Here is a 25,119-nt window from a genome sequence, read left to right as displayed (position 1 = left end):
AGCCAATGCCCGATACGCTGACCAAATTCATCTTCGGCCGTCTCACCTGGGACTCGCTGCCGCTGCACGAGCCGATCGTCGTCGCCACCTTCGTCGCAGTGGCGCTCGGCGGCATCGCCCTTCTCGGCGTCATCACCTATTTCAAGCTCTGGGGTTACCTCTGGCGCGAGTGGTTCACCAGCGTCGACCACAAGAAGATCGGCATCATGTACATGGTGCTTGGCCTGGTCATGCTGCTGCGCGGCTTCTCCGACGCCATGATGATGCGCCTGCAGCAGGCCATCGCCTTCAACGGTTCCGAGGGCTACCTCAATTCGCATCACTATGACCAGATCTTCACCGCGCACGGCGTGATCATGATCTTCTTCGTGGCGATGCCCTTCGTCACCGGGCTGATGAACTTCGTCGTGCCGCTGCAGATCGGCGCGCGCGACGTCTCCTTCCCCTTCCTCAACAATTTCAGCTTCTGGATGACAGTCGGCGGCGCCATCCTGGTCATGGCGTCGCTGTTCGTCGGCGAATTCGCCCGCACCGGCTGGCTCGCCTATCCACCGCTCTCCGGCATCGGTTACAGTCCCGACGTCGGTGTCGATTATTACATCTGGGCGCTGCAGGTGGCGGGTGTCGGCACGACGCTGTCGGGCATCAACATGATCTGCACCATCATCAAGATGCGCGCACCCGGCATGACGATGATGCGCATGCCCGTCTTCACCTGGACGTCGCTCTGCACCAACGTGCTGATCGTGGCGTCCTTCCCGGTGCTGACGGCGGTGCTTTCGCTGCTGGCGCTCGACCGCTATGTCGGCACCAACTTCTTCACCAACGACTTCGGCGGCAACCCGATGATGTATGTGAACCTCATCTGGATATGGGGTCACCCTGAGGTCTACATCCTCATCCTGCCGCTGTTCGGCGTCTTTTCCGAAGTCACCTCGACCTTCTCCGGCAAGCGCCTGTTCGGCTACACCTCGATGGTCTACGCCACAGTGGTCATCACCATCCTGTCGTACCTGGTCTGGCTGCACCACTTCTTCACCATGGGCTCGGGTGCCAGCGTCAATTCCTTCTTCGGCATCACCACGATGATCATCTCGATCCCGACGGGAGCGAAGATCTTCAACTGGCTGTTCACAATGTATCGCGGCCGAATCCGCTTCGAACTGCCGATGATGTGGACGATGGCCTTCATGCTCACCTTCACCGTCGGCGGCATGACCGGCGTGCTGCTTGCCGTGCCGCCGGCGGACTTCGTGCTGCACAACAGCCTTTTCCTGATCGCCCACTTCCACAACGTGATCATCGGCGGCGTGCTGTTCGGCCTGTTCGCCGGCATCGGCTACTGGTGGCCCAAGGCCTTCGGCTTCAAGCTCGACCCGTTCTGGGGCAAGGTGTCGTTCTGGTGCTGGGTGGTCGGCTTCTGGTTCGCCTTCATGCCGCTTTATGTCCTCGGCCTGATGGGCGTGACGCGCCGCATGCGCGTCTTCGACGATCCTTCGCTGCAGATCTGGTTCGTCATCGCCGCCTTCGGCGCGGTGCTGATCGCCTGCGGCATCGCCGCCTTCCTGGTCCAGATCTTCGTCTCCATCCGCAAGCGCGAGGCCCTGACGGATCCGACCGGCGATCCCTGGGACGGGCGCACGCTGGAATGGTCGATGTCCTCGCCGCCGCCCGCCTACAACTTCGCCTTCACGCCGGTCGTGCGCGATAACGACGCCTGGTGGGACATGAAGAAGGCCGGCTACATCAGGCCGCTCGCCGGCTTCAAGCCGATCCACATGCCAAGCAATACCGGCACCGGCGTCATTTTGGCCGCCTTCAGCGTCGCACTCGGCTTCGGCCTGATCTGGTATATCTGGTGGCTGGCGGCGCTGAGTTTCGTCTGCCTCATCGCCACCGCGATCGGCCACACCTTCAACTATATCAGAGACTTCCATATTCCGGCTGCCGAGGTCACGCAGACGGAGGAGGCGAGGACGACGCTCCTCGCCGCTCAGGGCTAGGGTTTGAGCATGGCTTCGATAGCAACCACGGCCGGCACCGAACCGGTCTTCCATCTGGAAGAAGAGCATGTGCACGCCGAAGGCAGCAGCACCATGCTCGGCTTCTGGCTCTATCTGATGAGCGACTGCCTGATCTTCGCCATGCTGTTCGCGGCCTATGGCGTGCTCGGCGGCAACTACGCGGCGGGGCCGGCGCCGAAGGACCTGTTCGACCTCGATCTGGTGGCGGTCAACACCGCCATGCTGCTGTTCTCCTCTATCACCTATGGCTTTGCCATGCTGACCATGGACAAGGGCCGCATCGCAGCGACTCAAGCCTGGCTTGCCGTGACCGGCTTGTTCGGCCTCGCCTTCCTGTCGATCGAACTCTACGAATTCTCGCACATGATCCATGAGGGCGCGACACCGCAGCGCAGCGCCTTCCTGTCGTCATTCTTCACGCTGGTCGGCACGCACGGCCTGCACGTCACCTTCGGCATCGTCTGGCTGGTGACGCTGATGACGCAGGTCGCCCGGTTCGGCCTTACCGAGGCGAACCGCCGCCGGCTGATGTGCCTCTCGATGTTCTGGCATTTCCTCGACGTCGTCTGGATCGGCGTCTTCACCTTCGTCTACCTGATGGGGATGTTGCGATGAGCGCTCATGATCATGCCAAGGGTGACGGCGACGCGCATGGCGGAGCCGCGCACGGATCGTTCAGGGGCTATCTGATCGGCTTCGCCCTGTCGGTGATCCTGACCGCCATCCCGTTCTGGCTGGTCATGAGCGGCGTCATTGACAACAAGCAGGCCACGGCCATCGTCGTCATGGCCTTCGCCGTGGTGCAGATCGTCGTCCACATGGTCTTCTTCCTGCACATGAACACCGCTTCGGAAGGCGGATGGTCGATGCTCGCCCTGATCTTCACGCTGATCCTGGTCGTCATCGTGCTGTCCGGCTCGCTCTGGGTGATGTACCACCTCAACGCCAACATGATGCCGGGGCTGCACGACATGCGCGAGATGCCGTGAGCCCGGCGCCGGGCGCGGGGAGGACCATTATCGAGGCACGGATCGCGCAGGCCGACATCAGCTTGCGTGCCGAGCCACGAAAGGACGCAGGCAGATCGCCAGCGTCGCGGCTTTTCCTCGCACTGCTCGGGCTCCTCGGCGTGCTGATGTTTCTGGGGCTTGGCATATGGCAGCTGGAAAGGCGGGTCTGGAAACTCGACCTGATCGCCCGCGTCGACCAGCGCATCCACGCTCCGGTTGCCGATGCGCCCGGCCGGGAGAACTGGGCCGGCATGACCGCAGCGGGTTACGAATACAGCCATGTGCGATTGGCCGGACGGTTTCTGGGTGGCGAGAACACGCTGGTGCAGGCGGTGACGGAGTTTGGCGGCGGCTATTGGGTGCTGACGCCGATGCGAACCGACCGTGGCTTCGTCGTGCTGGTCAATCGTGGTTTCGTTCCCCAGGAGCGCAAGGCACAATTCGAACAGGAGAGCGGTGGCTTCGCTTCGTCGACCGTCATTGACGGGCTGTTGCGCATAAGCGAGCCCGGCGGCGGCTTCCTGCGCAACAACGATGCCGCGGGCAATCGCTGGTATTCGCGCGACGTCGCCGCCATCGCAATTGCGCGCGGCCTGACGGACGTCGCTCCCTATTTCGTCGATGCGGAGGCATCCGGCGGCTGGCCGCGTGGCGGCCTGACTGTCGTGACCTTCCGCAACAGCCACCTCGTCTATGCTTTGACCTGGTTCACGCTCGCTGCGATGCTCGCCGCAGCCTTGGCCGCGCCGATGATCGGTCGCCGCCGGCGGCGAGGACCGGCAAGATGAGCGTCCCGACACAAACGCTTCGCAACGACAAATCCTTCGCGGTATCCCTTGCGGGCAACGGCGGCACGGTTTGGGATACCGACGCGGCGAACAGGAAAAACCTGCTCCTGCTCATCCAGCTGCGTTGGCTGGCGGTGGCCGGTCAGGTACTCACCATTTTGGCAACGGAATACTGGTTCGACATCCCGCTGCCGCTGCCGGAGATGGCCGGCGTCGTGCTTTTCCTGGTCGGGTTGAACATCTTCAGTCTGCTTGCTTCGCGCGGCCGGCGCCCGATCAGCAATGCGCAGCTCTTCGTCGCGTTGATTTTCGACATGGCGGCGCTGACGATCCAACTTTACCTGAGCGGCGGTGCCTCGAACCCGTTCGTGTCCCTTTACCTGCTGCAGATCACGCTTGGCGCCGCACTGCTGACACCCTGGTCAACCTGGAGCCTGGTGGCCGCTGCTTCCGCCTGCTTCGTCTTCCTCACCTTCCAGTTCCAGCCGATCGCAATCCCGCATCACGGCGGCAGCGACCTGTTGGCCCTGCATATCAGGGGCATGTTCATCTGCTTCGTGCTGGCGGCCGGACTGATCGTCATCTTCATGACGCGCATCAACCGCAATCTGCGCGAACGCGACGCTTATCTCGCCGATCTGCGCCAGCACTCGGCCGAGGAGGATCACATCGTGCGCATGGGCCTGCTCGCCTCCGGCGCCGCGCATGAACTGGGCACGCCGCTATCGACCATCTCCGTCATCCTCTCCGACTGGCGCCAGATGCGCAGCGTCACCCGCAATCGCGAACTGGCCGGGGACGTCGCCGAAATGCAGGCGCAGATCGAGCGCTGCAAAAGCATCGTGTCGGGCATCCTCATGTCTTCGGGGCAGGCGCGGGGCGAAGGCACGATCCGCACCAGCATCCGCCATTTCATCGACGATCTTGTCCAGGAATGGCGCGGCAGCCGGCAGCCGCTCAATCTGGAGTATAGCAACGATTTCGAACCCGACGAGCAGATCGTCTCCGACACGGCGCTGAAGCAGGTCATCTTCAACGTGTTCGACAACGCCCAGGAAGCATCGCCCGATTGGGTCGGCGTCACTGCCGAGCGGCAGGACGAGAAACTGGTGATTGCCGTGCGCGACCGCGGGCCGGGTTTTGACGAAGGTATTCTGGCCGCGCTCGGCCAGCCCTATATGTCGAGCAAGGGACGGCCGGGTGGCGGCCTTGGCCTCTTCCTCGTCGTGAATGTGGTTCGAAAGCTGGGAGGCGACTTTTCGGCGCGTGACATGGAGCAGGGGGCCTGTGTTACGCTCTCGCTGCCGCTGGCGGCACTGACCGATGGAGATGATCATGAGGCCTGATCGATCCCTGTTTATCGTCGAGGACGACGCCACCTTCGCGAAGACGCTGAAACGCTCCTTCGAAAAGCGCGACTACGACGTCGTGGTCTGCCACGGCAGGGAAGAACTGCTCGGCGCCCTCGAAACAGCGGTTCCGGCATACGCCGTCGTCGATCTCAAGCTTGGCGCCGGCGGCTCCGGGCTGGAATGCGTCAAGCTGCTCAGCGCCCGCGATGCGTCGATGAGGATCGTCGTGCTGACCGGCTTTGCCAGCATCGCCACGGCGGTCGAGGCGATCAAGCTTGGCGCGTGCCATTACCTGGCCAAGCCCGCCAACACCGATGATATCGAAGCCGCCTTCGGCCGCGCCGAGGGCGATGTCTCGGTCTCGTTGAGCAGCCGTCCCACCTCGATCAAGAATCTCGAATGGGAGCGCATCCACGAAACGCTCGTCGAGACCGGCTTCAATATCTCCGAAACCGCGCGCCGCCTTGGCCTGCACCGGCGCACCCTGGCCCGCAAGCTCGAGAAGCGTGTGGTGAGATAGCCGGACCAGCCGTCGCCAAGTCGAGCGGGAACATTCAAAGCTTTCCTGAACGGCCTGGGATGCCTATCTGTGTGGGCAGACACCGGAACAGGCAACAGACTTGGCGCAACGATCGGGCAGTGCGGATCTTCCACTTCACGGCGGGCGCGTGCCGAAATGGCTGGGCGACCGCATGACGCGTCTTGGCGCGGTCATGTGCGAGGCGATCATCCATCATTATGGCCGCAAAGAATTGCTGCGGCGGCTGGCGCATCCGTTCTGGTTCCAGTCCTTCGGCGCCGTCATGGGCATGGACTGGCACTCGTCCGGCATCACGACCAGCGTCGTCGGCGCCTTGAAACGCGGTCTGACGCCGCTGTCGGGTGAACTCGGCATTCACGTCTGCGGCGGCCGTGGCGCGCACTCACGCAAAACCCCGCACGAGCTGGCCGCCATCGGCGAGCGCATCGGCTTCGACGGAGCGCGCCTGGCAACCGTCAGCCGGCTTGTCGCCAAGGTCGACAGCGCCGCCGTTCAGGATGGCTTCGACCTCTATCTGCACGGCTTCATCGTCACCGATGACGGCGACTGGGTGGTGGTGCAGCAAGGCATGAACGGCGACAGCAAGGTGGCGCGTCGATACCATTGGCTGTCCGAAGGTCTGAAGAGTTTCGTCGATCAGCCGCACGCCGCCATCGAGGGCACCAACCAGGGCGAGATCGTCAACCTGACCGACCACCGTGCCGAGGCCTCGCGCCAGGGACAGTTGGACCTGCTCCAAGACCTTGGGCCGGACCGTATCCTGCGGGAATTCGCTGCTTTGCATCCCAATACCGCTTCGGCTCCGGAGCAGCCGCTGCTGCCGCATCTGGTCATGCCGGCGCACCATGACGTCCGCGAAAGCGATGTCGTCATGCGTCGCCTGCACGGAAACATGGCGGCGGCCGCGGAGCGTGGCCCGGAGGATTTCTCCGAGCTTCTGCTGGTTCCCGGCGTGGGCGCGCGCACGGTGCGTGCACTGGCCCTCGTCGCCGAAGTGGTGCATGGCGCGCCGTGCCGTTTTTCCGATCCGGGCCGTTTCTCGCTCGCCCATGGCGGCAAGGACAGGCACCCGTTTCCGGTTCCGCTCAAGGTCTATGACGAGACGATCGGCGTGCTGAAGTCGGCCGTGCAAAAGGCCAGGCTTGGCCGTGAAGAGGAAATCGGTGCGTTGAAGCGGCTCGACGATCAGTCGCGGCAAGTCGAGCGATACGTCACCGGCCCCAGCCTGAAGGAAATCGTCGCCGGCGAATTCGACCAGTCGCATCTGCTTGGCGGTCGCAGTGTCTTTGGCTGGGAACCGGCGCCGGACCAAGCGCCCGCGGAGCTGAACAAGAAGGCGTGACGGGCCGACCGTGCTCCCGCATCATCATGCCACGCGACGGTACCTGTAATGGTCGCGGATGAATTCATTGAAGAAGCGGCCTTTCGAGGCAGCCTTCTTGAAAGCCGCATAGGTTGCCGGGGCAACGTCCGCATAGTCGTAGCGATGCCCGCTCGGCACGAACCAGACGGAGAGGGTTCTGGTGGCGGGATCGTATTGGGTGTTTCGGATCACGGTCGATGGCATGTTGGCACCTGACGGCTCAGCCAGATAAATCCGCCAGACATGGTCCGGTTCCTGCCGGTGCCACCACTGTCACGCACGGAAGAGCGGCTCGATATTGCCCTGCGGTCCAGCCTTCACCATCTACGTGGGATGTCGTCGCTCAAATTGAAAGCCACCGGCCACGCTCCGGCATTCCAGCATGATCTCTTTGGGGCTGCTGAGAATCTGCCCGAAGGTTTTGCCTACCAGCCCGGGTTGATCACGCCTCAGGAAGCGACGGAACTTGCGCGGCATCTTGAGGGACTGCCGTTCCAGGCGTTCGACTTCCATGGCCATCTTGCAAACCGGCGTGTCGTCGGGTTTGGCCTGCGCTACGATTACGACCGGCGCGAAGTCGTCGAGGCGGCGCCGATCCCTGACTTCCTGCTGCCTGTGCGCGAGAAGGTCGCTGCCTTTGCGCGCCGGCCCGCCGAGGCCTTCGCTCAGGTGCTGATCAATGAATACCGGCCTGGTGCCGGTATCGGCTGGCATCGCGACAAGCCGTATTTCGAGGACGTCGCCGGCGTTTCGCTGCTGGCTGCCTGCAGCTTTAGGCTGCGGCGAAAGAGCGGTGATAAATGGGAGCGCCGGACCGTCGGCGTCGAGCCAAGGTCGGCTTATCTCATGACCGGCCCTTCACGCAGCGAATGGGAGCACAGCATCCCACCGCTTGCCGAGCACCGTTATTCGATTACCTTGCGGACATTGCGGCCTCAAAAGCCCTGAGCGTCCTGCTGGCGATGAAGGCCACGCCGATCTGGTCACTTCACGCCGATGCCGGCGGTCAGGCCGCCATCGATCTTGTAGTCGGCGCCGGTGCAGAAGCCGGCCTTGGACGAGCACAGGAAAGCGATGAGTTCCGCCACTTCCTCCGGCTCGCCGATGCGGCCAAGCGGATGGGCTGCGCCGAAGCGTCGGTAGGCCTCTTCGACATCGGCATCGCTGCCATTGTCGCCGCGTGCGGCCTTCTCCAGGATCGGCGTGCGGATCGAGCCCGGGCTGACCGAATTCACCCTTATGCCTGATGCCGCGTAGTCGAGCGCCAGCGAGCGGGTCAGCGTATGGATGGCGCCCTTGGTCGTGGCATAGGCGGCAACGTTCTGCTGACAGGCGAAGCCTTGCACCGAAGCGACGTTGACGATGGCGCCGCCACCGCGCTTGATCATTTCCGGAATGCCGAAATGCGCGGTCAGGTAGATCGAGCCGACATTGACCGTCATCGCCCGATTCCAGGTTTCCCAGTCCGTCGTTGTCGCGGTTCCGTAGGGATGGACCGCGGCGGAATTGACGATGACGTCGATGCCGCCGAATTTCGCGACGCCGGCCGCGACCGCGTCGCGAACCTGATCGGAAACGGAGACGTCGACCGTTTGCACCAGCGCGTCCGCTCCGGCTTTGGCAAGGCTTTCCTGCATGGCGGTGTTGGCGGCCTGGTCGATGCCGCAAGCGATGATCGCAGCACCCCCCTGCGCAAGCCGTCTTGCGGTGGCGAGCGCGATGCCGGTCGTCCCCGTCACCAATGCCACCTTGCCGTCGAAATCCTTCATCGCGGGAGCTCCTTCATGCGCTATCGAAAGACCGGGTTCTGAGTTTGACACTCATCGTAGTCAAACAATAGGTTGCCGGTCTCTCGCAACAAGGAAAGCGGCGATGGAACAGTGCTGGCGCTGGTATGGTCCGGATGATCCGGTGACACTCGATCATGTCAGACAGGCTGGCGCCACCGGCGTGGTTTCAGCACTTCACCACATCTACGATGGCAGGGCCTGGCCAGAAGCCGATGTGCTCGAGCGCAAGCGGATCATCGAGGCCGCCGGCCTGACATGGTCGGTCGTCGAAAGCATCCCGGTCCATAATTCCTTCAAGATCGGCACGCCGGAACGCGAGCGCTATGCCGGCTACTATCGCGACAGCATCCGTACGCTCGCCAGGGCCGGCATCAAGACGATCTGCTACAATTTCATGCCGGTGGTGGACTGGACGCGCACCGACCTCATGTATCGCCTGCCGACAACCGGCTACGCCTTGCGCTTCGATGCCATCGATTTTGCCGCCTATGATCTTTTCGTGCTGCAACGCAAGAACGGCGCCGCCAGCTATACGCCGGCACGCATCGCCGAGGCCGAGAAGCGATTGACGGCGCTGACATCGAAGCAGGTCGACCAGATCGAGCGCAACCTCATCGCCGGCCTGCCGGCAACCGAGCGCAAGTATGACCGTGACAGTTTCCGCGAGGCTTTGGCGGAATACGATGGGATCGGGCCAAAGGAATTGCGCGACAATCTCGCCTGGTTCCTGCGCGAGATTATTCCGGTGGCGGAAGAGGAGGGGGTGCGCATGTGCATCCATCCCGACGATCCGCCCTTTTCGCTCTATGGCTTGCCGCGCGTCGTTTCGACCGCGCAGGATGCGCGTTTCATCCTTGAAGCCGTCGACAGCGCGGCCAATGGCCTGACCTTCTGCACCGGCTCCTACGGCACGCGCGCCGACAACGACATTGTCGCCATGGTCAAGGAATTCGCCGGCCGCATCCATTTCGTCCATCTGCGCAACATCACCATCGAGGAGGACGGCTCGTTTTACGAAGCCGAGCATCTCGAGGGCGGCACCGACATGGCGCATGTCATCCTGGCTCTGATGCAGGAGGAGGCACGCCGCCGCGAGGAAGGCCGCGCCGACTGGCGCATCCCGATGCGGCCGGACCACGGCCACCTGCTCGCCGACGACATCGGCAAGAAGAAGATCAATCCCGGCTACTCGCTGATTGGCCGGCTGAAAGGCCTCGCCGAACTGCGTGGCATCATGCGCGCCGTGGAGCAGTTCGGGCTGGCCTGACGCTTAGTGCAGGTGCCTGAGCTTGTGGGGATTGCGCACCACACAGATGGCCGCGATCTTCCCGTCCTCGATGTCGAGTGCGGTGGTCTGTAGTCCGCTGAGGGCGGCCCACCAGGGGTGAGGGCGGTTGGGCGCGCCCAGCGCCGGTCTGATCGCGATCATCATCAGCTTGCCCATGCGACGGAAAAATTGTTCGTCACGGCCGCAACGAAGGGCTGATCGTTTCTTTCCCGGCAATCTGAAGTCGATGAGACTTGCGCGCGTCGGCTTCGGTCGCGAAAAAGTGCCCGCATGTTCAATCGGCTGGGTTTTCCGGGCGGAGATTTCAAGCAACGCCCTGAACGCACCAGGAAGGAGCCTGATATGCCCAGAATAGTGCCTGTGCTCGATCTGAGCCGTCTTGAGCAAGGCGCGTCGGAACGCTGGACATTTCTGGCGGACTTGCGCTCCGCTTCGCGCGACATCGGCTTTTTCTATCTGGCTGGACATGGCATCTCCTGGGCGGAGATCAGCGAGGTGCTCACCGCGTCGCACCAGTTCTTTGCCTTGCCGGAGGCCGACAAGCTTGCAATCGAGATGGTCAAGTCCTCGCAGTTCCGCGGCTACACCCGCGCCGGTGGCGAACTGACCAAGGGCAAGGAGGACTGGCGCGAACAGCTCGACATCGGCGTCGAGCGCCAGCCCATCGCACAAGGGCCGGGAGTTCCCGCCTGGACGCGGCTGCAGGGCCCGAATCAGTGGCCCGCGGCGCTGCCGGATCTCAAGCCGGCGCTGCTTGCCTGGCAGCGCAAGGTGACGAGCGTGGCGATCCGGCTGCTGAAGGCCTTCGCGCTGTCGCTCGATCAGCCCGAGGATGCGTTCGACCCGATCTACAGCGCAGAGCCCAACCATCGCATGAAGATCGTGCGCTACCCCGGTCGCGACGCGACCGGCGGCGACCAGGGTGTCGGCGCGCACAAGGATGGCGGTTTCCTCACCCTGCTGCTCCAGGATGACAACAAGGGGCTGCAAGTCGACTATGACGGTACCTGGGTGGATGTGGACCCCATTCCCGGCACGCTCGTCGTCAACATCGGCGAATTGCTCGAACTCGCCTCGAATGGCTTTTTGCGCGCAACCGTACATCGTGTGGTGACGCCGGCCGCCGGCGTCGAGCGCATTTCGGTGCCGTTCTTCTTCAGCGCAAGGCTCGATGCGACGATACCGCTGCTTGGCCTTTCCGAGGAATTGGCGGCGCAGGCGCGCGGACCCGCCAGCGATCCCGACAATCCGCTGTTTCGCGATGTCGGAACCAATGTGCTGAAAAGCCGGCTGCGCTCGCATCCCGACGTCGCGCGGCGCCATTATGCCGATCTGCTCGAAAGGGAAAGCCGGGTTGGCTGAGCCTTGGGTTGGAAAAGACAGGATTTTTGCCATCCTAGCTGATTTTTAGAAAATCATTCGTCGTATCTGGTCGAGAATCGGTTCAAAAGAGAAAAATCCGTTCGGTGTTTTCCTCCCATTTCGCCGAGCGGTGTTCCCCTCTGAAGGTTTTGACCTTCTTTTTGGCCGGGCCGTTTTCGCGCCCGGCCTTTTTCTTGGCTTGCGCGTTGCCGTCGCCGTGCCGATCCGGCAAGTTTCAAAACAGCTCATTCGCCAGCCATCGACCGCAGTCCCGTGGAAAGAAGGAGAAGTCTCATGACATCCAATGTCGCCGTTATCGCCGGTGCGGGCTCCGGCCTGAGCGCCTCGCTGGCGCGCCTTCTCGCGAAGGAAGGGTTCAGCGTCGTTCTGGCCGCCCGCAACATCGAGAAACTCGGTGCCTTGCAGGCTGAGACCGGTGCCCAGGCCGTGGCAACGGATGTCTCCGATGCCACGTCGGTCGAGCGTCTGTTCGACGTCGCCGACAAGGCCGGCACGCTTTCGCTGGTGGTTTTCAACGCCAGCGGCCGCGCTCGTGGGCCGATAGCCGAGCTCGAGCCCGAGGCGGTCCGGCAGGCTTTGCTGGTTGGCGCCTATGGCGGGTTCCTGGTCGGCCAGCAGGCGGCCCGACGGCTGGTGGCTCTGGGCTCGGGTTCGATCCTCTTCACCGGAGCGACGGCAAGCGTCAAGGGGTTCGCCGGCTCGGCCGGTTTTGCGATGCCGAAATTCGGCTTGCGCGGGCTGGCGCAGTCCATGGCTCGTGAACTGGCGCCGAAGAACGTCCACGTCGCGCATTTCATCATCGACGGCGGCATCGCTTCGGCCGCGTCCGTACAGGAGTCTGGGCCGCCGGATCGCCGTTTGTCACCGGATGCGATCGCCGAAGCCTATCTTTCCATCCACCGCCAGCATCGCAGCGCCTGGACCTGGGAAATGGAGCTCAGGCCCTGGGTCGAAACCTTCTGATGGGTGCGCAGGGGTGCGACTTTGGTGCAAGCTGTGGGCACCGTTGGGAGGAGTCGACATTGGATGAGGATATCACTATATACCGGCGGCTTCGCTGGCTCGCGCCTAGAAGCGAAACGTCAAAGGCGGCTGTAGAGACAGCCATTGAGATTACTAAACGGACTGAAAGCCGTAAAAGGTAGAAGCAATTGTTCGGAGCGGGCCAGATCCCGCCAACGGTACAGTCCTTCAGAATCAGAAAATGTTTTTCACCCCTCTATTTCCTTCAGCTCTGTGGACCCTGGGCGGCATTGACTTGCCGGGTGGCCGCGACTCGGCTGGAATGGGAGAATGCATCCTTTGCGGGATGCCGACGTTTATGATTACCAACCGGCTTTGCCGCCAGGGAACAGCAGTATGAGTGAACACGCGATCGAGTTCTTGCGGGGATGGATCGGCGAAAAGGTCCATTGCCAGTCCCAGGCCAGGATCGACAAGCAGGCCGAGACATTGGCCAAGGAATGCGCTGCCAAGGCGGCAGAGGTCGGCATCCCGCTGGAGGACATCCAGGAAGAAGTCGGCGATATCCAGGAACTCATCGCGTCCCGGCTCGAGGAAGCCGCCGAAGCCGACGAGCACCAGCAGGCCTCGAGCAAGGCTGCGGAATAGATTTTAACAGCCACTCGGTCTGAATGCGCGGGCCCTTCGGCCCGCGTTTCTGTCTCAGCCGAACTTTTCTTTCAACCACGCCTTCGGCAGCGCCGGCACGAAATTGCCGTCGCGACCGGTCATGTCGTCATTGGCGATCAGGGCGTTGAGGATCGATTCCTCTATTGCCTGGATCACGGCATCGAAAAACGGATCGATGTCTGTGTCGGGAATGAAATCGGCATTGGCGATCCGGCCTGACGGCGCCAGTGCGGCGGCAGGATTGGCTGTCGAGAAGGCGAGAAAGATGTCGCCCGAACTGTGGTAGCCGAAGCCGCCGGTCATGGCGACGCCGAGCGGCACGCGGCGCGCCAGCCGCTTCATCTGGTGCGGCAGGAATGGCGCATCGGTGGCGACAACGGCGATGATCGAACCCTTTTCGGCGCGCGGCGTGCCTTCGCGGATCGCCGGCTCCGCGAGTTCGAGCCCGGCGCGCAGGCCACGAAGGGCAAAATTGCGCCGCTTGCCGAAATTCGACTGCACGAACGCGCCGACCGTGTAGGAATTTCCCTGCCACCCAACGATGCGCGACGCCGTGCCCGAGCCGGCCTTGAAGCCGAAGGTGATCATGCCGGTGCCGCCGCCGACGCTGCCTTCCTCGATTGGGCCGCTGGCGGCACCGTCAAGTGCCTGGGCCACGTGCTCGAAGGTCAAATGGTGGCCGTTGATGTCGTTGAGAAACCCGTCATAGGTCTCCGCTGCCACCGGCAGGCCCCAGCCGCTGTCGAGCGCGGCCGGCAACACGCGTTGCATCCAGCGCAGCGTGCCGTCGCGCGAAACACCGCAGGAATGCGTGTTGGTAATCGTGATCGGGAAGTTGAAAGCGCCGGTTTCCTCGACGATGTGCGAGCCGGTCAGTTCGCCATTGCCGTTCTGGCTGAAAATACCGGCGAAGACCGGCGTGGCCAGCTCAGCAAGTGGCCTAGGCAGGATCGCGGTGACACCGGTGCGCACCGGTCCCTTGCCGACGACCAGCGCGCCGTCGCCTGATATCAGCGTCGCATAGCCGACCGTGACGCCGGGTACATCGGTGATAGCGTTAAACGAGCCCGGCGTTCCGTCAAAACCGATGCCGAAGCTTCGGGTGCGCGGTTTGCCCGACGGCGTTTTCAGGTGATGCGAACTATCGGTCATGGGGCGTCTCAGAATAGGGAGCCTTGGTTGCCGGGTTCCTTGGTCTTGGTCGCAGGCCTCGCAACCGGCTTCGGCCGCGCCGCACCACTGGTTGCGACCGCATCCGCCGTGCCGTCGGCGAACTCCAGTGAAAGCGCCATCCCCGATGCCACGTCAGCCGCCTGCTTGATGACGGCGCCGTCGGCATCCTTTACCAGCGCGAAGCCGCGCGCCAGGACGGCCTTGTGCGAAAGCGTGGTCAGCAGGCGCTCGGCCTGGCTCAACTGTCCGCGCAAGCGTTCGAGCCGCAGCGATATGACCCGATCCTGCCGCCTGGCGAGTGCCGCCAGTGTGTCGGCCTGCAGTTTCTGGCGGCGCGCGATCGGCGCCGGCGACAGCCGCGTCGCGGTGCGCGCAAAGCGTGCGCGGCGTTCGCGCACAATGGCAAAGAACGCCGCCCGTGCGCGAGCGAGATCGCGGCCGGTCAGCGTGCGCGCCTCGTTTATGCGCCGCGACAGCGTGGCCGGCGTCAGCCTTTGGCCGTGGAGACGAGCCCGCTTGCGATCGACGCTGACGGACAAGCCGCGGCCGAGCCTCGATGTCGCCTCGTCGAGCCGTCGGCGCGGCAGCGCCAGCAATTGATCGGGTGAGGGCAGTGCGCGCGCCGCAGCGCGGGCGGCCTGCCGCTTGCGTTCGAAATTGCGCAGCACCGCTGCCTTGAGCCGCGCGCCGAGGCTGGCAAGCGTCGCCTCGAGGTCGGCCTTCACCGGCACGGCGATTTCGGCCGCGCCCGTCGGTGTCGGCGCCCGCACATCGGCGACGAGGTCGATCAGCGTCCAGTCGGTTTCGTGGCCGACCGCCGAGATCACCGGAATGCCGGAGGCCGCAACGGCGCGGGCGAGCGCCTCGTCGTTGAAGCCCCACAAATCTTCGAGGCTGCCGCCGCCGCGCGCAACGATCAGCAGATCCGGGCGCTGGATAGCGCCGTCCCAGGCCAGTGCGTTAAAGCCGGTGACGGCGTTGGTCACTTCCACGCCCGACGTCTCGCCCTGCACGCGCACCGGCCAGACCAGCACATGCAGTGGAAAGCGGTCCTTGATGCGGTGGATGATATCGCGGATGACGGATCCGGTCGGCGAGGTGACGACACCGATGACGCGCGGCATGAAGGGCAGCCGGCGTTTGCGGCCGGCCTCGAAAAGCCCTTCCGCCTGCAACCGGCGCTTGCGCTCTTCAAGCAGCGCCATCAGCGCCCCGGCGCCGGCCGGCTCCAGATTGTCGATGACGATCTGGTAGTTGGACTTGCCGGGATAGGTGGTGAGCTTGCCGGTGGCGATCACCTCCATCCCTTCCTCGGGGCGGAATTTCAGCCGGCTCATCGTGCCTTTCCACACCACGGCGTCGAGCCGGGCGCGGTCGTCCTTCAGCGCAAAATAGGCATGGCCGGAGGAATGCGGCCCGCGATAGCCGGAGATTTCGCCGCGCACCCGCACATTGCCGAAGACGTCCTCGACCGTGCGCTTCAGCGCGCCGGAAATCTCGCTCACCGTGTATTCGGGGGCGTTGGTGCGTGATTCGGATGCTGTGTCGCTCATCGACCGATTGGGGGACGGTTGGGCTCCCGCGTCAAGGCGCCAGTGCCTGCGCAAGTGTTATAACGCGATCTTAAGGCTGGTTTGGTTGACTGGCGCCCAACGAAGCTGGCCAAGGACGCATGAGCGCACGCGCACATCGCAGCCCATTGACGTATCAGGTCACGCTGACCGTGCTGGCGCTTGCCGCTTTTGCACTGGTCATGGTCGTGGGCTTCGGCTTCTATGCCGCCGTGCAGGCGGACCGCGTTTCGTTGGAGCGACAAAAGATCTTCTTCGCCAACGGCTTGCAGGACCAGATCGCCGCCGTCGAGCGCGAGCAGGAAAGTGTCTCGGTCTGGGACGATTCCGTCACCAACGCCAAATCGGGCAATCAGGCGTGGATGGCCGAAAACCTCAGCGTCTGGATGTATTCCTACTACGGTCACAACCGGGTCTATGTGCTGGATGATGTCAACCGGCCGATCCATGCCATGCAGGAAGGCAAGGTGGTGCCGGCTTCCGTTTATGGTGCGGATGAGCCCGCGCTGCTGCCGACCATCGAGAAGCTGCGCCAACTGATCGCGCAACCACCGAAAGAGAACGCATCCGGCGGCCCGGCCAAAATGGTCGCCGAGGACCTGGTGTCGCTTGACGGGAAACCGGCCATACTCAGTGTCATGCCGCTTGTGCCGAGCTCGGACCGTGTCACCCAGGCACCCGGAAGCGAATATCTGCATGTCTCGGTGGAGTTCATCAACGCCGCCGTCATCGGCAAGATCGCCGAAAAATATCTGCTCGATGGCGCCCACCTGCTGCCTCTGTCGCAATCGGTCGGCTCGGCTGCCATTCCGCTGATGGATTCGCGCGGTGTCATTCTCGGCTATATCGGCTGGGATCAGGAGCGCCCCGGTCTGACACTGATACGCAAGGCCGGCCCGGCATTGATCGCCGGCATGCTGCTTGCCGCCGGTGCGCTGGTCTTTCTTTTGCGCCGCCTGCGACGGACATCGTTGGCGCTGCAGACAAGTCAGGCGGACGCCCAGTATCTCGCTTTTCACGATACGCTGACGGGGCTCCCCAACCGGGCACTTTTCGAGGATAGGCTGCGACGGGCCTTGCTCACGACCGGGCGCGATACCGCAAGGACGGCGCTGCTCTATCTCGACATCGATCGCTTCAAACACGTCAACGATACGCTCGGTCATCCCGCCGGTGACGAACTCGTGCGCCAGACAGCGGCCAGGCTGCAGAGGACGATCCGCGAAATCGATACGGTGGCGCGGCTCGGCGGCGACGAGTTCGCGATCATCCTGGTCGATATTCGCGACACCAGGGTAGCCGAGGATATTTCGGAACGGCTGCTGCGGAAATTGCAGGAGCCTTTCCGGCTGATGGACGACCAGGTCTTCGTCAGCGCCAGCATCGGCATAGCCTTGGCGTCGGGACCAAAAGTCGATGCCGACGATCTGCTGCGCAAGGCCGATATTGCGCTCTACGAGGCCAAGAAGAATGGCCGCGGCCGCTATCAGGTCTTTGCCGGTGACATGGACGACCTGTTGCTGCGCAAGCGCAAGGTCGAGAACGCGCTCCGCCGCGCCCTCCGTGGCGGGACCGAGATCAAGCTGGCCTATCAGCCGATCTTCGCCGCCGATGGCCGGGCGATCGTCGGGGTAGAGGCGCTGATCCGCTGGGCGCATGAGATCCATGGCGCCCTGCCGCCGCAACAGTTCATCGCCATTGCCGAGGAACGCGGCATGATCGGCGAGCTTGGCCAATGGGTGCTGCTCGAAGCCTGCCGTTTCGCAGCCGGCGCGCAATTGCCGTGGGTGGCCGTGAACGTCTCACCGCTGCAATTGGCGCGACGCCGGTTTTGCCGAGCAGGTCGCGTCGATCCTCGCCGAGACCGGCCTGCCGCCGACGCGATTGCAGCTCGAGATCACCGAAAGCGTGCTTCTGGAAAATAACGACACGACCAGGAGGGCTCTGGAGGCCTTGCGCCGATCGGGCGTTGGCGTGGTGCTCGATGATTTCGGCACCGGCTATTCATCATTGAATTATCTGCGCCGTCACCTCGTCGACAAGCTCAAGATCGACCGTTCCTTCGTGCGCCTTCTCGACCAAGACTCCAGCTCCGCCGCGATCGTCAAGGCGTTGATCGATCTGGCGATAGCGCTTGATGTCGAAGTCACCGCGGAAGGCGTCGAGACCGAGGATCAAAAGGCGCTGCTCGTCGGCATGGGCTGTCATCAGATGCAGGGTTACCTGCTGGCGCCGCCGCTCGAACCTGCCCAGTTGATGCTGTTGCCGGGCCTGTCGCCCATTCTGAGCGGACCAGCGTCGATCCGCGCGTAATTCTTCCTACCAGCTCGGCTACCAGCCCGGCAGGATCTGGTTCGGCCTGGTCCGCTTCATCTTGGCGAAGGCGAGGGCCGCGAAGTCGAATGATCCCGTCTCCTCGCCAAGCGGCACCGAGATGTTGTCCAGGCTTTCCGAGATGTGGCGGGCGAGCGCATCGACGATCTCCGGCCGCGAGGTCTGGCCGCGCATGATGCCGATGCGGCAGTCGGGCAGGGCGCCGAAGCCGTCGGCCTCGCCCAGCACCCGCATGCCGGGCCTGAGCGCGCATTCCGGCAGCACCGAGATCGCCAGGCCCGAAAGCACGGCCGCGGTGATGACGGTTGCCGAGAAACTGGTGAACAGAATGCGATAGTCGCGGTTCTGCTGGTCCAGCACATCGACGGCGGCGCGCCGCCAGATGCAGTTCGGCCGGCCAAAGGCCATCGGCAGCGTCACCTGTTCATGCGTCGCATGGTTGGCCGAGCTGACCCACAGCAACGGCTCGCGCCGTACCACTTCCGACTGGCCGCGCACATCATTGTGCGTCACCAGCGCCAGGTCGAGATTGCCACGCTTGATGTGCTCGACCAGCCCCGGCGTCGGCTCGCAGATGACGGTCAGTTCGACGCGCGGATTGGAGCGCGTGAAGCGTGCCATGATCTCCGGCAGGAAACGGTCGGCATAGTCGTCCGGCGTGCCGATGCGGATCGTGCCTTCCAGCCGTTGGTCGTCGAAGGCGGCGAGCGTCTCGCGGTTGAGGTAGAGCAGCCGCCTTGCATAGGAGAGCAGCTTGTCGCCTTCCTCGGTCAGTTTGTTGGTGCGCCCCTCCTTCTCGAACAGCGGCTTGCCGATCCGCTCCTCCAGCCGGCGCATCTGCATCGACACCGCCGACTGGGTGCGGTGCACCTCTTCGGCTGCCCGCGTGAAGCTGCCGGTATCGGCGATCGAGATGAAGGTTTGCAACTGATCGAGATCGAGCGGCGCTTTCATCGGTCCAATCCATCATTGATGTTGATGCTAAAGATTAGAAACATTCGTTGGATTAATCAATCGGGTGATGGCAAATTGGCATTGTCCACATGAAGGCATGTGAATTGGGACCGGAACGGCCGCTGTTGCCAGCGTCTGTTGCCTGGTTTCGTCCGTTCGAGTCTGAAGGAGACCGACAATGACCACGTTTGATTTCGCCACTGAGACCTCGCGCATTACCTCGCGTCCGGCCGTTGCGACGCGCGTGGCCAACACCGTCTCCAACGTCTACCGCGCCTGGAAAAATCGCCGCGCCTTCTATCGCCTTGGCGAGATGTCGGATGCCGAGCTCGCCGATATCGGCCTGACGCGCGCCGACCTGCATGTCGCCATCGACGTGCCGTTCGGCCGCGACCCGACGGTGATCTTGCGTCAGATTGCCAGCGATCGCGTCGAAACGATCGAGGATCTCGCTCGCCAGGTGGCCTGATTCAGTTTCGGTCCTGTTGAACCTTTTCAGGGTTCACCGCGACCAACGATTATGCAGGCTCCCCACTCCCTGCCGGTTCCCCGCCGGCCTGCCTGCACGCTGCCCGGTCCTCCCAAGGACCGGGCTTTTCTTTTGGAGCCGTGCGGCCCTGCCTACCGCCGGTCCATGTCCCGCTTGAACTGGTCGAAGATCGTTTCCACGCCCTTCTGGTAGTCGTCACGCTGCTGGGCGCCGGTCTCGAACATCTTGCCGAAAATATCGTCGAACGGATTCCTCGGCCTGCCGCTCGGATTGGCCTGCGGCTGTGGGGCCTGTGGCTGCTGGGGTGCCTGAGGTTGTTGCGGAGCGGACTGCCCACCCGGGATGCCGAAGCCTCCGCCCCCGCGCAGCATCTCTTCGAAGATTTTCCCAAGCGGATTGTCGCCGTATGGGCTCTGCGTCTGCGTCTGCGTCTGCTGCGGCTGCGGCTGCGGCTGCGTCCGGCCTTGCGGCTGTGGCGTACCGCCGCCGAACATGTCCTGCAGCACCTTGCCCAACGGGTTGTCGCCATAGGGATTGGGGCCCGGCTGCGGCGGGCTTTGCGGTTGCGGAGCGCCGCCGCCGAACATGTCCTGCAAGACCTTGCCAAGCGGGTTGTCCATTGGGGTCTGCGGCGCCTGGCGCTGTTGTGGCGCCGGCGCCTGCATGCCGCCTTGCCGCATCATCTGCTCGATGATCTCGCCCAGCGGATTGTTGCCGCCGCCGAAACCGCCGGCGGCCTGCATCTGACCTGTCGTCTGCTTGAACAGTCCGCCCATCACCATCGATGCGATCGCCGGCAGCATTTGCTGCAGGATCTGCTGGCTGACGCCGCTCGCTTGCGCTGCCTGGCTGGCCACGGCGCGCGACAGGTCCTTAGAGCCGAACAGATGTCCGAGAATGCCGTTGCCTTCGTCAACGCCTTGCGGCGAGAAGGCCCTGGTCGCGTCCTCGAAATATTTGGCGTGCTGGCCGCTTGCCATCGCCGTCATGAAGGCGCCGAGCCCGTAAGGATCGGCGGTGTTACGCTGCAAGCCTTGCGAAAAGGCTGGCAGCAGCGCGGCGACCGCAGCCTGTGTCTGCTGCATCGAAAGCCCGTACTGTTGGGCAAGCGTCTGCATGCCGTTGCCGTTCTGGGCCTGCGTCAGCATGTCGAACAAGGTAGGCATCGGCTTTCTCCTCCTGAATTCCTCGGTGGAGAGCCTAGTTCGTTTCAACATTCGATTGAAGCGGCTTTTGCCGCTCCCTAACGCGCGGGACTAATAGGCATATTCCATGAACACGGGCTCGATCGAACCGCCCCAGCGCGTGTGGTAAGCCGAAAGCATCTCCTCGGCGCTGGTCGTGCCGCGCGCAACCACTTCGTCCAAAGTGTTGAGGAACGAGGTTTCGTCATAGCCGTCGCGGTTCTTCTTGCCGCGGTTCTTCAGCCCCGTGCGCGAGATGGCCATGACGTCGCGTGCAATCTCGCGCAGCGTGGTGTTGCGGAACGGCGCGGCAATGCCGAGCTCCGGCACGGCGTTGCGCATGGCCAGCACTTCCTTGTAGGTCCAGCTCGAGGTCAACGCCTCGGCCGCATCGAGGGCTGCCTCGTCGTAGAGCAGCCCGACCCAGAAAGCCGGCAACGCGCAGATGCGCCGCCACGGGCCACCATCGGCGCCGCGCATTTCCAGGAACCGCTTCAGCCGCACATCGGGGAACAGCGTCGACAGATGGTTCGCCCAGTCGCCCATGGTCGGCAGCCCATCCGGCACTTCATTACGCGCCGCACCGGCCATGAACTGGCGGAAGGTGATGTGCGTCATGTCGTGATAGTGGCCGTCGCGAATGACGAAATACATCGGCACGTCGAGCGCCCATTCGACATAGTCGGCGAAACCGAAATCTGGTGAGAAGCAGAATTCGAGAAGGCCGGAGCGCTGGTTATCGGTGTCGCGCCAGATGTCGCCGCGCCAGCTTTGCAGTCCGTTCGGGTGGCTCTCGGTGAAAGGCGAATTGGCGAACAATGCCGTCGACAGCGGCTGCAGCTTCAGCGACACCTGCATCTTGCGGCGCATGTCGGCTTCGCTCTCGAAGTCGAGATTCACCTGGATCGTGCAGGTGCGGTACATCATGTCGAGGCCCTTGGTGCCGACCTTGGGCATGTAGCGGGTCATGATCTCATAGCGCGACTTCGGCATCTTCGGCGTTTCGGCCAGCGACCATTTCGGGCTGCCGCCGAGGCCAAGGAAGCGGATGCCCATCGGCTCGGCGATCTCGCGTACCTGCGCCAGATGCGCATTGCCCTCGCGGCAGGTCTGATGGATCGTCTCCAGCGGTGCGCCGGACAGCTCGAACTGACCGCCGGGCTCGAGCGAGATCGCGCCCTGGCCCGTCGGCTCGACCAGGCCGATGATGCGGCCGTCATCCATGATCGGATCCCAGCCGAGTTTGTGCTGCATGCCTTCGAGGATGGCGCGGATGCCGCGCTCGCCGCCATAGGGCACGGGCGCGTTGCCATCGACATAGAAGGGGAATTTCTCGTGCTCGGTGCCGATGCGCCATTTGTCGCGCGGTTTGTTGCCTTCGGCTAGGTGCTCAACGAGTTCGTCAAAGTCTTCAATTGGCCGGAAATCGGTCGTGTCGCGCGCCATGGTTCAGCCCTCAGAGGCGGTCGGGCGACCGCCGGCGGTAAATGGACGAAATGTCAGCAGCCGATCAAGCGAAAAATCCTGAGCCACAGGTCAAGAGGAATTGAATGCTACGATCGGGACCGCCTCTTGCAAGAAATGACCTCCTACCAGTCTCCGACAGTTGCCTGGATCACCGCAAGTGCCGCGACAGCCGCCGTATCGGCGCGCAGGATGCGTGGGCCGAGCGGAATGGCGGTCACGAAGGGCAGGGCGCGTAGCATCTTGCGTTCGTCGTCGGAAAAGCCGCCTTCCGGCCCAACCAACAGGCCCAGCTTCCTTTCCTTTAACGCCAGCAAGGCAGGCAACGGATTGTTGGTCGAGGCGTCCTCGTCGCAGAAGATCAGCCGACGGTCCTTGTCCCAACCGGTCAGCAGGCGTTCGAACTTTTCCGCCTCGCGCACGTCCGGCACCGCCAGTATGCCGCATTGTTCGGCGGCCTCGACGACATTGGCACGCAGCCGATCGATGGACGGCTTGGCCACCTGCGTGTGCTGGGTGATGACGGGCTGCAGGATGCCGGCGCCCATCTCGACCGCCTTCTGCATGAGATAGTCGAGCCGGCCCTGCTTCAGCGGCGCGAAACAATAGATGAGGTCGGGCAGCGGCGGCTGCGGCCGTTGCAGCATCAGCACTTTCAGCCGCACCGCTCTTTTCGTCTTCGCCGCCATGACCGCCGACCATTCGCCGTCGCGGCCATTGAACACCAGGATTTCGGCCCCTTCGCCAAGCCGCAGCACATGCAGCAGATAATGGCTCTGCTGCTGGCCGGCGTCGAACTCGATCTCCGGGCCGAGATCGTCAGGCACGAACAGGCGTTGCATCTTGTAATTGGCGCGCATGGCCGAGGAATGGGCGAGCCGGCCGCCGGCGTCAAGTCTCGGCGGATGGATGCCACACCGGACGAAAGCCATGATGCAGGACGTTGAGCGTCGTCTCGGGGGTCAGCAGTACAAGCGCCTTGTCTTCCAGTTGGCCAAGGTCGGCGGGTGGGCGATATCCGGCAAAGGACCATTGCAACGCCTTGCCGTGGCGCAAGGCATAGGCGTTGCCGCCAGTAGCGATCACCGCGCCGTCTGGCAGGTCGGCCAGATCGTCCATCGCCACAGCCGGACGTTTGCCACCGGAAGCCAGTCGCTCCTTGTGCAGCCTTTTGTCCACCATCGGCGCGCGCGGCTCGACGATGCCGAAGGCTTCGCCGAAGAGGCCGACAAAATCCTTGGCCCGTTCGCGCTGGCAGAAGAAGCAGGGGCGATGCCCTGCTGCCAGCGCCGTCACCTCGTCGAGGAAGAACAGCTCGGTCCAACCAGCCATGCCGCCGGCACGGTTTCGGCCCATCGGTTCGCGCCGCACATTGCGGAATTGGCACACGCAGATGATCCAGGCTTGCAGCGCCCAGCGTTTCCTGAGCAGCGTCTTGGTCGCGGGATCGTGGATAATGCCGCGATTGCCGGTGAACAGGCCACGCTCGGGCACGGCATGGATGGCGCCGAACGGATCGACCCGGTTCTGCAGTGGCATAGTTCTCTCCTAGGATACGCATCTTGGCTGCAATGCGGGCGGCATGATATCGCTCGTGGCGTCATTTTCATGTCAGCAGGGTTTGCGATGCGGGTGCTGGTGGTCCAGAACTACGACAATACCGGCCTCGGCCAGGTTGGTGCCGCGCTTGCCGAAGCCGGTGCCGATCTCGATCTGCGCCTCCCCTACAAGGGCGATCCGCTGCCCGACGATGCCACGGACCACGATGCCATGGTGGTGCTCGGTGGTGGTCAGAATGCGCTGGCCGACGATGAATATCCGTATTTCCCCGCGCTGCTCGAACTGACCCGCGACTTCGCCGGCAAGGATCGCGCCGTGCTCGGCATCTGCCTTGGCAGCCAGCTTGTCGCGCGCGCCTTCGGTGGCGAGAACCGCATTGGCGGCGCCAATGAGTTCGGCTGGCAAGGCGTGTCGCTGACGCCGGACGCCAAGGCCGATCCGGTGCTGGGCGCGCTGCCGGGAAGGTTCCCAATCTTCCAGTGGCACGACGACACCTTCGTGCTGCCGGAAAACGCCGTGAGGCTCGCCGGCAATGATGTCGCCGAAAACCAGGCGTTTCGTGTCGGCCGCGCCGTCTATGGCTTCCAGTTCCATTTCGAGGCCGACCGGCCGATGGTGAAGGACTGGAGCACCTCCTTTGCGCCGCTCATTGCCGCCCGCCATCCCGACTGGGCCGGCAAGCTCGATGGCGAAATGGCCCGCAACGGCCCTGACGCCGATGCCGCGGGCCTCGCCATTGCCCGTGCCTGGGTAGCCACAATCTAGGCGTTCGCGCCTCCGGACTCTGCCGCGTGACATAATTGGCACGCAGCCGTGAAACCGGTTGGGGAAAACCCTTTCATCCTTGGCTTGCGTCCGCCCGCCATCCTAGAAGGCGCGCGCTCTGCATTGGCTGTGCAACCGGGGTGAACCTTTTGTGTGACCCGTGCGACACACCGCCGATACAGAACGCGCTTAGAAGCGCGAAATCGTCGAAACTTTGAAGCGAATTCTCCGTTTCAACGCATTGGTAACCGCCTGGTGCACAGATGCAGCAAGCTCAACAAGCTCAACAAGAGATGACGTCCGTGAAAGCAGCGCTTCTGTCCTTTGCCATGTTGTCCGCCATCGTGCTGTGCGGTCTCGGTATCTATTCCGCCGATGCCGCCAACAACCACAACGCCGTCGACGGCTACGGCGTCACCGCCTCGCTTCGCTAAAAGCCGGCCCGCTCGCGAG

The 25,119-nt window shown here is 63.4% G+C and carries 27 protein-coding genes and 1 pseudogene; 17 read left to right on the top strand and 11 right to left on the bottom strand.

The window, feature by feature from the left end; translation table 11 throughout:
- Positions 1-5: 5 nt before the first annotated feature.
- The 7 genes from cyoB to HGP13_RS32255 all read left to right on the top strand — a co-directional run bounded on the left by cyoB (position 6) and on the right by HGP13_RS32255 (position 7,057).
- Positions 6-2,003, top strand: a complete 1,998-nt coding sequence (cyoB, locus tag HGP13_RS32285; protein ID WP_172233644.1) for a cytochrome o ubiquinol oxidase subunit I — start codon at positions 6-8, stop codon at positions 2,001-2,003.
- Between the two features lie 3 nt (positions 2,004-2,006).
- A complete protein-coding gene (gene cyoC / locus HGP13_RS32280) occupies positions 2,007-2,639 on the top strand; it encodes a cytochrome o ubiquinol oxidase subunit III (RefSeq protein WP_172233641.1) in 633 nt (210 codons plus the stop codon).
- Positions 2,636-3,013, top strand: a complete 378-nt coding sequence (gene cyoD / locus HGP13_RS32275; protein WP_172233638.1) for a cytochrome o ubiquinol oxidase subunit IV — start codon at positions 2,636-2,638, stop codon at positions 3,011-3,013. Before cyoC ends, cyoD begins: the two co-directional genes overlap by 4 nt.
- Positions 3,010-3,822: an SURF1 family protein gene (locus tag HGP13_RS32270; RefSeq protein ID WP_210266336.1), complete on the top strand. Its 813-nt coding sequence runs from the start codon at positions 3,010-3,012 to the stop codon at positions 3,820-3,822. Before cyoD ends, HGP13_RS32270 begins: the two co-directional genes overlap by 4 nt.
- Positions 3,819-5,168: an ATP-binding protein gene (locus HGP13_RS32265; RefSeq protein WP_172233635.1), complete on the top strand. Its 1,350-nt coding sequence runs from the start codon at positions 3,819-3,821 to the stop codon at positions 5,166-5,168. The genes HGP13_RS32270 and HGP13_RS32265 overlap by 4 nt, the downstream gene beginning before the upstream one ends.
- A complete protein-coding gene (locus HGP13_RS32260; RefSeq protein WP_172233633.1) occupies positions 5,158-5,694 on the top strand; it encodes a response regulator transcription factor in 537 nt (178 codons plus the stop codon). Before HGP13_RS32265 ends, HGP13_RS32260 begins: the two co-directional genes overlap by 11 nt.
- Before the next feature lie 100 nt (positions 5,695-5,794).
- Positions 5,795-7,057, top strand: a complete 1,263-nt coding sequence (locus HGP13_RS32255; RefSeq protein ID WP_172233631.1) for a DUF763 domain-containing protein — start codon at positions 5,795-5,797, stop codon at positions 7,055-7,057.
- A gap of 24 nt (positions 7,058-7,081) precedes the next feature.
- On the opposite strand, the gene HGP13_RS32250 is transcribed toward HGP13_RS32255, so the two are convergent.
- Positions 7,082-7,282, bottom strand: a complete 201-nt coding sequence (locus HGP13_RS32250; protein WP_172233628.1) for a KTSC domain-containing protein — start codon at positions 7,280-7,282, stop codon at positions 7,082-7,084.
- Positions 7,283-7,411: 129 nt separating this feature from the next.
- On the opposite strand from HGP13_RS32250, the gene HGP13_RS32245 reads away from it, so the two are divergent.
- Positions 7,412-8,026 (top strand): alpha-ketoglutarate-dependent dioxygenase AlkB, encoded by a 615-nt coding sequence (locus HGP13_RS32245; RefSeq protein WP_172233625.1) that lies wholly within the window; start codon positions 7,412-7,414, stop codon positions 8,024-8,026.
- 35 nt (positions 8,027-8,061) lie between these two features.
- Here the strand turns inward: HGP13_RS32245 and HGP13_RS32240 are convergent, their stop codons facing one another.
- Positions 8,062-8,847: an SDR family oxidoreductase gene (locus tag HGP13_RS32240; protein ID WP_172233622.1), complete on the bottom strand. Its 786-nt coding sequence runs from the start codon at positions 8,845-8,847 to the stop codon at positions 8,062-8,064.
- A 103-nt stretch (positions 8,848-8,950) separates the two neighbouring features.
- Between HGP13_RS32240 and uxuA the strand changes: the two genes are divergently transcribed.
- Complete coding sequence (uxuA, locus tag HGP13_RS32235; protein ID WP_172233619.1) at positions 8,951-10,135, top strand: mannonate dehydratase; 1,185 nt, start codon at positions 8,951-8,953, stop codon at positions 10,133-10,135.
- Positions 10,136-10,138: 3 nt separating this feature from the next.
- On the opposite strand, the pseudogene HGP13_RS32230 reads toward uxuA, so the two are convergent.
- Positions 10,139-10,228 (bottom strand): annotated as a pseudogene (locus tag HGP13_RS32230) (RNA polymerase sigma factor SigJ); the annotation flags it as partial.
- A 270-nt stretch (positions 10,229-10,498) separates the two neighbouring features.
- Between HGP13_RS32230 and HGP13_RS32225 the strand changes: the two are divergent.
- Positions 10,499-11,518: an isopenicillin N synthase family oxygenase gene (locus HGP13_RS32225; protein WP_172233616.1), complete on the top strand. Its 1,020-nt coding sequence runs from the start codon at positions 10,499-10,501 to the stop codon at positions 11,516-11,518.
- Positions 11,519-11,600: 82 nt separating this feature from the next.
- Here the strand turns inward: HGP13_RS32225 and HGP13_RS32220 are convergent, their stop codons facing one another.
- Complete coding sequence (locus HGP13_RS32220) at positions 11,601-11,750, bottom strand: hypothetical protein (protein WP_172233613.1); 150 nt, start codon at positions 11,748-11,750, stop codon at positions 11,601-11,603.
- Positions 11,751-11,812: 62 nt separating this feature from the next.
- Between HGP13_RS32220 and HGP13_RS32215 the strand changes: the two genes are divergently transcribed.
- Complete coding sequence (locus HGP13_RS32215; protein WP_172233610.1) at positions 11,813-12,502, top strand: SDR family NAD(P)-dependent oxidoreductase; 690 nt, start codon at positions 11,813-11,815, stop codon at positions 12,500-12,502.
- A 396-nt stretch (positions 12,503-12,898) separates the two neighbouring features.
- Positions 12,899-13,150 (top strand): DUF768 domain-containing protein, encoded by a 252-nt coding sequence (locus HGP13_RS32210; RefSeq protein ID WP_172233607.1) that lies wholly within the window; start codon positions 12,899-12,901, stop codon positions 13,148-13,150.
- Between the two features lie 54 nt (positions 13,151-13,204).
- Here the strand turns inward: HGP13_RS32210 and HGP13_RS32205 are convergent, their stop codons facing one another.
- The gene (locus HGP13_RS32205; protein WP_172233605.1) at positions 13,205-14,323 is read right to left on the bottom strand and encodes a P1 family peptidase; all 1,119 of its coding nucleotides are present in this window, start codon (positions 14,321-14,323) and stop codon (positions 13,205-13,207) included.
- Positions 14,324-14,331: 8 nt separating this feature from the next.
- Positions 14,332-15,897, bottom strand: coding sequence for an exodeoxyribonuclease VII large subunit (gene xseA, locus HGP13_RS32200; protein WP_172233603.1), 1,566 nt, complete (start codon positions 15,895-15,897; stop codon positions 14,332-14,334).
- Between the two features lie 119 nt (positions 15,898-16,016).
- Between xseA and HGP13_RS32195 the strand changes: the two genes are divergently transcribed.
- Both HGP13_RS32195 and HGP13_RS38185 read left to right on the top strand, forming a co-directional pair.
- Positions 16,017-17,840: a bifunctional diguanylate cyclase/phosphodiesterase gene (locus HGP13_RS32195; protein WP_246707195.1), complete on the top strand. Its 1,824-nt coding sequence runs from the start codon at positions 16,017-16,019 to the stop codon at positions 17,838-17,840.
- Positions 17,767-18,228 carry an EAL domain-containing protein gene (locus tag HGP13_RS38185; RefSeq protein ID WP_348648972.1) on the top strand — a complete coding sequence of 154 codons (462 nt, stop codon included), beginning with the start codon at positions 17,767-17,769 and terminating at the stop codon, positions 18,226-18,228. The genes HGP13_RS32195 and HGP13_RS38185 overlap by 74 nt, the downstream gene beginning before the upstream one ends.
- Before the next feature lie 18 nt (positions 18,229-18,246).
- Here HGP13_RS38185 and HGP13_RS32190 read toward each other — a convergent pair whose 3' ends face one another.
- Positions 18,247-19,203 (bottom strand): LysR substrate-binding domain-containing protein, encoded by a 957-nt coding sequence (locus HGP13_RS32190; protein ID WP_172233601.1) that lies wholly within the window; start codon positions 19,201-19,203, stop codon positions 18,247-18,249.
- A 178-nt stretch (positions 19,204-19,381) separates the two neighbouring features.
- On the opposite strand from HGP13_RS32190, the gene HGP13_RS32185 reads away from it, so the two are divergent.
- Positions 19,382-19,672, top strand: coding sequence for a DUF1127 domain-containing protein (locus HGP13_RS32185; RefSeq protein WP_172233599.1), 291 nt, complete (start codon positions 19,382-19,384; stop codon positions 19,670-19,672).
- A gap of 152 nt (positions 19,673-19,824) precedes the next feature.
- Here HGP13_RS32185 and HGP13_RS32180 read toward each other — a convergent pair whose 3' ends face one another.
- The 4 genes from HGP13_RS32180 to HGP13_RS32165 all read right to left on the bottom strand — a co-directional run bounded on the left by HGP13_RS32180 (position 19,825) and on the right by HGP13_RS32165 (position 23,880).
- Positions 19,825-20,859, bottom strand: coding sequence for a DUF937 domain-containing protein (locus HGP13_RS32180; RefSeq protein WP_172233597.1), 1,035 nt, complete (start codon positions 20,857-20,859; stop codon positions 19,825-19,827).
- Positions 20,860-20,949: 90 nt separating this feature from the next.
- The gene (locus tag HGP13_RS32175; protein ID WP_172233595.1) at positions 20,950-22,323 is read right to left on the bottom strand and encodes a glutamate--cysteine ligase; all 1,374 of its coding nucleotides are present in this window, start codon (positions 22,321-22,323) and stop codon (positions 20,950-20,952) included.
- A 143-nt stretch (positions 22,324-22,466) separates the two neighbouring features.
- The gene (locus tag HGP13_RS32170) at positions 22,467-23,201 is read right to left on the bottom strand and encodes a 16S rRNA (uracil(1498)-N(3))-methyltransferase (protein WP_172234949.1); all 735 of its coding nucleotides are present in this window, start codon (positions 23,199-23,201) and stop codon (positions 22,467-22,469) included.
- A 31-nt stretch (positions 23,202-23,232) separates the two neighbouring features.
- The gene (locus HGP13_RS32165; protein ID WP_172233593.1) at positions 23,233-23,880 is read right to left on the bottom strand and encodes a hypothetical protein; all 648 of its coding nucleotides are present in this window, start codon (positions 23,878-23,880) and stop codon (positions 23,233-23,235) included.
- Positions 23,881-23,967: 87 nt separating this feature from the next.
- On the opposite strand from HGP13_RS32165, the gene HGP13_RS32160 reads away from it, so the two are divergent.
- Both HGP13_RS32160 and HGP13_RS38670 read left to right on the top strand, forming a co-directional pair.
- The gene (locus HGP13_RS32160) at positions 23,968-24,666 is read left to right on the top strand and encodes a type 1 glutamine amidotransferase (RefSeq protein WP_172234950.1); all 699 of its coding nucleotides are present in this window, start codon (positions 23,968-23,970) and stop codon (positions 24,664-24,666) included.
- Positions 24,667-24,968: 302 nt separating this feature from the next.
- Positions 24,969-25,100: a hypothetical protein gene (locus HGP13_RS38670; protein WP_257784452.1), complete on the top strand. Its 132-nt coding sequence runs from the start codon at positions 24,969-24,971 to the stop codon at positions 25,098-25,100.
- Positions 25,101-25,119 lie beyond the last annotated feature (19 nt).

Source organism: Mesorhizobium sp. NZP2077 (assembly GCF_013170805.1).
GTDB lineage: Bacteria > Pseudomonadota > Alphaproteobacteria > Rhizobiales > Rhizobiaceae > Mesorhizobium.
The sequence above is the reverse complement of the archived record's forward strand: the minus strand, read 5'-3'. Positions and strand labels throughout refer to the sequence as shown.